Origin of the sequence: Mucilaginibacter myungsuensis (assembly GCF_015222005.1) — a bacterium.
Lineage (GTDB): Bacteria > Bacteroidota > Bacteroidia > Sphingobacteriales > Sphingobacteriaceae > Mucilaginibacter > Mucilaginibacter myungsuensis.
This window is the reverse complement of sequence record NZ_JADFFL010000014.1, coordinates 45,870-52,707: the sequence shown is the minus strand read 5'-3', so window position 1 is coordinate 52,707 and position 6,838 is coordinate 45,870. Positions and strand designations below refer to the sequence as shown.

At 43.7% G+C, this 6,838-nt stretch carries 2 protein-coding genes; one reads left to right on the top strand and one right to left on the bottom strand.

The features are described from left to right. Positions 1-147 precede the first annotated feature (147 nt). Positions 148-3,021 carry a carboxypeptidase-like regulatory domain-containing protein gene (locus IRJ16_RS22370; RefSeq protein WP_194114140.1) on the bottom strand — a complete coding sequence of 958 codons (2,874 nt, stop codon included), beginning with the start codon at positions 3,019-3,021 and terminating at the stop codon, positions 148-150. Between the two features lie 823 nt (positions 3,022-3,844). Between IRJ16_RS22370 and IRJ16_RS22365 the strand changes: the two genes are divergently transcribed. Beyond that, positions 3,845-6,823, top strand: coding sequence for a SusC/RagA family TonB-linked outer membrane protein (locus tag IRJ16_RS22365; RefSeq protein ID WP_194114139.1), 2,979 nt, complete (start codon positions 3,845-3,847; stop codon positions 6,821-6,823). Positions 6,824-6,838 lie beyond the last annotated feature (15 nt).

Sequence of the window (6,838 nt, the reverse complement as noted above, 5' to 3'; positions counted from 1 at the left end):
ACAATAATTACAGGCCGCACTTATCTTTGAAAATGAAAACACCGCAAAGTGTTTATAAACAAAAATCCCAGCTACTCTTGTAACTGGGACTATCGTAAAATCTGTCAACTTATATCAGGACGATTCACAGGTTAGGTAAAACTGATCTTATTTGATCATATATGATCTGCCCAATTGCCTGTTGTTCTGCGCCGGGTTAAATATTGCAGCCACCATGGTTTTATTTGTGCCAATTATGGGCTGTTTTGGCGATACCGAACCGGTCATGTTGCTGGCCTCTACGGTGTAGGTGTAAACCTGGCGACCAAGCTCACCATCAGCATTAATGCCCTCAACGATCACGCGGTATTTGCCCGGTCCGTCGGCGTTAAAAAAGCTGAATATCGCTTTACCATCGGCGGTGGTTTTTACATACGGGTTCCAGTAAACTGTAGTACGCAGATCCGGGAATTTCAGGTTGGCGCCCGGGCCGTATTTAGGCGAGTAAAAATCGCGTACTTTGTTAAATCCTTTCGGCTTGATATTCACCACACTTGGGTCGTAAACAGTGCGTGAGTAAGGCGTTTTAGTGTATATCAATATCGCAGCACCATCCCTACCTAAACTAAGCATGTTGAGCATGGCCTGGTTGGTGCGCACAATGTCTAAACGGGCCACATCGGTAGGTTCCACAGCGCCGTCCAATATCTCGGCAGCTTCTTCAGGATTATCTATTTTACGGCCGTTCATGAATAGGGTGATCAGGTTACCCCTCAGGTCCACAATGCTCGACATGCCATTCACTTTATCCATACGTGTACCCGGTGGCATGCGGCGCATCAAGCACATGGCCAAGGTAGGGCAGCTTTCAGGGTTCTCCAACGTCATGGTCTGATCGGCCGAACCTGCCGGAATGCGGTACATGCCTTGTGTAGCTATTTTAGGGTCTTTGGCGGCATTTGTACGCTTGGTCTGTATCCTCACCTCGCGCAGGCGTTGCACCTTATCAAACTGACCTGCTTTTTCGTATATCTCGTCCTGGCGTTTACCGTTGGCAATGTACACTTTCATGGTGCCGGCAATGTTGGTATTCAGGTCGGCAAAGTTCTTATTCTTAGCTAGTTTCATTTTAGGTACAGTGTCCAGCACCAAAATGGTTTTGTCGGTATTTTTATCTGTACGGGCCTGTACCGCAAATTTTAAACTGTCGGTCATAAATATGCCGTCAAACTTAAAGCGGCCTTTCTCATCGGCGGTGGTAGTGTTAGCCACGTTGGCGCCAATGGATAATAAGCTCATTTTAGCATGCGGTAATATCCGTTTCCTAAGATCATAAACGGTACCACTAATTTTGGTGCCAATGGCCTCCGGCTCGAACAATAATTCAGGCGGGGTAGCGGCTGTTACTTCTTTCCAAAGGAAACGACGGTAACCTTGGGTCAGCATCAGGTTATCCAGCGCGGTGTTAACCTCGTCGTTCACATTAACAAAGTAATAATTAGGGCGTTCTATATAACCTTTAAGGTCTGATGTTAGCAATACATTACTGTAAATAGTACTTTCGGCGGTCTCATCTATTGGTACTTTGCTTTCATCTATCACCGCTATCGAGAAGTTGCCTATCACCGGCTTGGCCTTGCTATCTTTAGCATCCATGGCGATATCTACCCGCTCTTTACCCTTGTAGCTGGTACGGGCTGTTTTAAGGGCTAATTGCATTTGATCGGCAGCGCGGATGAACGCGATACGCTCGGCCAGAGGTTCGCCTGCATCGCTGAACAATGTAAATTGAGCAATGCCCGATGGAAAAGCCTTACGGTCGAGCCAAATAGCGGTATGGCCCGGCTCTAACTTAACAGGACCTGCAAAAACGGTCTCGCCGCCGCTTTGCGCTATAAAGCCAATGCTTGGGGTACGCTGCAACTGCCCGGCCGACGCGCTTACCCGCAGCAGCAGGCTATCCTTACCAGATTGGAAAACACTCAAAACCAGACCGTCGTTATTAGCTTTTGGTAAAGCAACGCTCTGTTCGCTACCGTCGGGAAGGGTCATTTTAGCAGTGTAGGTCTTACCGTCCTCGGGTTTAAGCGAAAAGCTGCCCATACCGGCATGCTGCGTGGTTGTCGCCGCAACTTCGGCATTATTTTGGTCGTAAACTTTGCCGGTCACTTTAAGACCAAGCCCGTCTATACCAACAGCCTTGATGCCCACGCGCGACTGTATGCCGTTGACAAGAGAACCACTTTCCGGAAAGAATTGGATATCTGTTTGTGCCTGGTTAGCTTTGATCGGAAAATTACGTACAACGACCTTCTTTTCGGCACCCTCCAGATATGTACGTATGTAGGATCCTGTCTGGTTGGCTTTACCATCGTTATCAATCGCTATCTGAATGTTGCCGTCGGCATCGGTCTTGGCCGTTTTGGTGTTCACTACACCTTTATTAATAACGATCTGATATTTAACGTCTTTATTGGCCAGTGGTTTACCCTGGTCGTCGGTATAATTAAGCGTAGCCAGCAACGACTGCTTGTTACCACTTCCCTGATATTTAAAATTAGATGTACCTATAATATTGCCAGTATAAGTAGCGCCGACAGTAAATGTACGGTCGAAAAAATAATCGTCGCCCACGTTGCGCATCCATTGTGTGTAAGCGCGTATACGGTAATTGCCTTCGGTCAGGTCATCCTCTAAAATGAAGTTGCCCATTACCATGCCCGTGGTCACCGGTAGTTTAAGTGAGTTGATGATCGAGTCGCGATCGTTGATCAGGTCTACATGCACGGCGCCGCTATAGGCCGACAACTGGTGGTGCGCGCCTATCATGACATAGCCTTTGAACCAAATGGTATCACCGAGTGCATAATATGGTTTATCCATATGCAGGTAAACTTTCTCTTGCGGGCGGGCATCCATCCATTTTTGGAGGGCATTAACTATCTTATCTATAGGGTCTTCTTTGATCGGGGCAAATGCCAATAGGGCAACAACAGCAACCAAAGAGGCGATCTTGGTCGTAAGGGATCTTCTTTTTTTCATAGGTTATAACAGGATAGGTTTAAATAAGTGATAGGTTTTAGATCACAGCTATAAAGGAAATTAAAATTATCGATAGTTGAAATAGGGGACGGCAAAAACTTACTCGTACTAACAAATGCCCGGGCAAATATTAACCATCCACCACGTTATGCACACTATAGACCGATCGTGGAAAAAAAAGGTTTAATTAACTTTTTTATTTTTTTTTTGACGCTAATTTGGAAATAGGGAATGCGAAAAGTTGGATTTATTAACTAATGAGTAAATGCAACCAACGGTTTCGTTTTGCTAAAACGATCAACCTTTTAAAAAATGCGTTTTAAACGCTTTAAAAGCCTATTAACCAAGACGCATTGTAACAAATTTAAAATAAATATTGTTTTGTATTTCGAAAGTAATTTTGTAACATTGTAAACATGAACAGAGGATTTACAAGGTCTGCCTGTTTAAAATGAACCAATATAATACCGAACCGATCTTTGCAACAAACCAATTTAAAAGAATATATAAACTAATTTTCTATTAAACTTTATAAACTATATTATGAATCGAACCTTTACGAAAGATCCATGTGAGATACCCTCACCACACTATTTGCTACTATTTTCAGGCGATTGATCTGCTAACAGAGGTTAGTGGTCATTTTTTTGCAGATGATCTACGCGGTTAACTACCGGAAGTATTTTATCTGTGTTTTTTGAGTTATTGTGCGATGTCGTGCTCAATTTTTTTTGAGTAGCGCTGTTAACTATCTACTCAAATATTCCAGTACAGCAACATTTAATAACCAGTTTTTTAATCAGTTAATATTTAATTATCTGTTATGCGCATTATTGCAACTATAACTTTCCTGGGTGTGCTATGTTCAGCAACGTACTCCTTCGGTAACACTACTGTGTTTGCCGGTGCATTCCAACAACAAGGGGCTTTAGCAAATACCTCTTCTGCAAAGGACACCGCCAAGGTCACAATAGATACATCGATCGTGCGTATGTCGCCCGTTAAAAAAGCTATTGCTAAAAGGCTCGAGTCTAAAAACAGTAGCGTAGATCCGGTAAAACTATCAACTTTCCCGGCGATCTCTTTGCAGCAGTATTTAAAAGGACAGGCTGCAGGTTTGTTTTCGCAAGAGTCAACAGGCGAACCGGGCACAGTTCAAAACATGTTCATCCATGGTACTTCACAACCATTGCTTTCAAGCCGCGAGGTATTCGCCACGCAGCCTTTAGTGGTTTTGGACGGTGTGCCATTGGTGTCAGAGCATCCTTTTGCTGAGGACATCCAGCAATACAAATTTAACCGTATCGGTCCTGCAACCAACGTTTATGCAGCCTTTGATATGGCTAACATCCAATCGGTACAAGTATTGAGCGGATTGAACGCTACCGCTATCTACGGCCCTAAAGCGGCCAACGGCGCTATCGTGTTGATCACTAACGATCCGGGTAACAAACGCCGTGTTACTTTTGATGGTTACACCAGCCTTGCAGCACCGCAATCAGTAACCACTATCAACGGTAGGTTCGAAAACGATTTCAGGAAACAATTTTATAACAAATACACTTCCAACGGTTCGTTCTCTAACGACGACGTTTATCCGGTGTTTTTGAGCGACTCGTTGAATAACGCGTTCTACGGCCCGGCCAACTGGAGCGACAGATACTACGGCAGCAAATTGCAGTACAGTGTAAATGCAAGTATCGATGGTGGTAACGAGCGTGCCAACTTCCGTTTCTCGTTAGGTAACACCCGTAGCGCCGGCGTAGGCGACGATACTAAATTAGATCGTTACAGCGCACGTTTCGTGATCAACATGAAACCGCTTACCTGGTTCACTTTCAGCGCAATGGTTAATGCTAACCAGTTACTGCGCGATCGTAACAGGAATGTTCGCGATAGGTTAGCACAAGTTAACTACATCCCAGATCTGAGCAACCCGTTAACGCCAAACATCACCAAGTATTCAGAGTATCTTGACCAATTCGACAGAGGTTTTGATAACAACAAGAGCAACCTATACAATGGTTACGCTAAGTTTGCTGCCGAATTTGGTAAATTCAAATTCGTGAGCACTTTTGCCGTTGATTACAATGAAGGTTACCGCGATATTTTCTATCCGCGTACTTTATTGCAAACTAACAACTACGCGTCGAACTATTTTGGTTTCAATCAAAGAGCTACTATCGATAACGTTGCTACTTACGATTATGACCTGAATAGCGACAACAGTTTCAACTTTGCATTGGGCCAAACAATGCAATACGATTTCTACCAGTACACTTATGCTTACGCATATAAAGGTAGTAACGACTTTATTAAACTGAACTTGCTGAACAACGACCTTACGCCGACCGTTTTCAGACAGCAATTGGTTTATAAATTTTTGGATAAGACCCGTAACAATCAGTTCTCTGTTTATGGTAAGGCCGATTACTCTTACAAAACTAAGATCAACTTATCATTATTGTTAAGGGCTGATGCATCATCTACCCAACAACCTACAAGCCGTTGGTTCTACTCTCCGGTAGTATCGGCAAGCTGGGACCTTAAAAAAGAGTTTTTACAAGACGAGAAAGGTATCACCGAGTTTAACTTGCGTGGTAGCGCCGGCCGTATGGGCAGGTTCGAGAATTTTGATAACTACTCTCAAGGTCCTCAATATACTGCTTACATCGGCTTCACCGGTAACCTTATCACTCCTGGTTATAACGGTTTAGCTGTATTGACCCGTCCGTACACCGCTGGTTCTACAGGTTACGATCTTAAATGGGCTTACACAGATCAGGCTAACCTTGGTTTCGACTTAGGTTTCCTTAACGGTCGTTTAAATGCCAGCGTCGATGCATATTACAGACATGATAAGAACATGTTGCTGAGTGTTCCTTCGGCTGCTGAGTATGGTTATACCGGTGTGATCAAAAATGGTATGGCTATCCGCAACACAGGTATAGACCTGGGTGTTAGCGCGAACATTTTAGCTGCTGACAAAAACCTGTTCGGTTGGACATCTTCATTGAATGCTAACTTTAACAAAAATCAACTTACCGCTTTACCTGGTGGATTGAACCAGATCGTTATTGGCGATAAGCTGTTAAAAGTTGGTCAATCTGTAGACAGTTACTGGTTATTAACTAACGATGGTATCTACACTACAGATGCTCAAGTACCAGCTGATGGTACAGGCAGAAAAATGACCTATAATGGTATCACCTTAAAATCAGGTGATCCGCGCTGGAGAGACCTTAACGGCGACAATCAGATCACTGATGCTGACAAGACGCTTAAAGGCAATGCTTTACCAAAAGTATCAGGCGGTTGGAACAACAACTTTACTTACAAGAACTGGAATCTTGGTGTAGACTTCTATTACAACCTTGGCCGCCAGGTGATGAACCAGCAAATGGCTAACAGGTTCGATTTCATTAACCGCGAAGGTTTAAATGATATCACTTCTGTAAGAGAGGTATTCTATTGGGAAAAACGTGGCGATTATTCTAAATACCCACTGTACAACCCAGCAAGTTCTGTAGTTCCTTATCAGGTTAATCAAGACCTTTTTATGGAGAACGCTTCATTTGTTAAGCTGCGTACTTTACAATTGGGTTATGATCTTACCGCTATCATGAAAAAGAAATCTCCGAACCTGCAAAAATTCTACGTATACGGAAGTGTGAACAACGTTTTCACATTGACCAAGTATAGCGGCCCGGATCCGGAGTTGGTAAACTACACCGGTTATGACAATGGCTATGGCATGCAGATACCAAGGGTATTTATGTTAGGTATTAAAGCTGATTTCTAATTCACGATAGTAGAC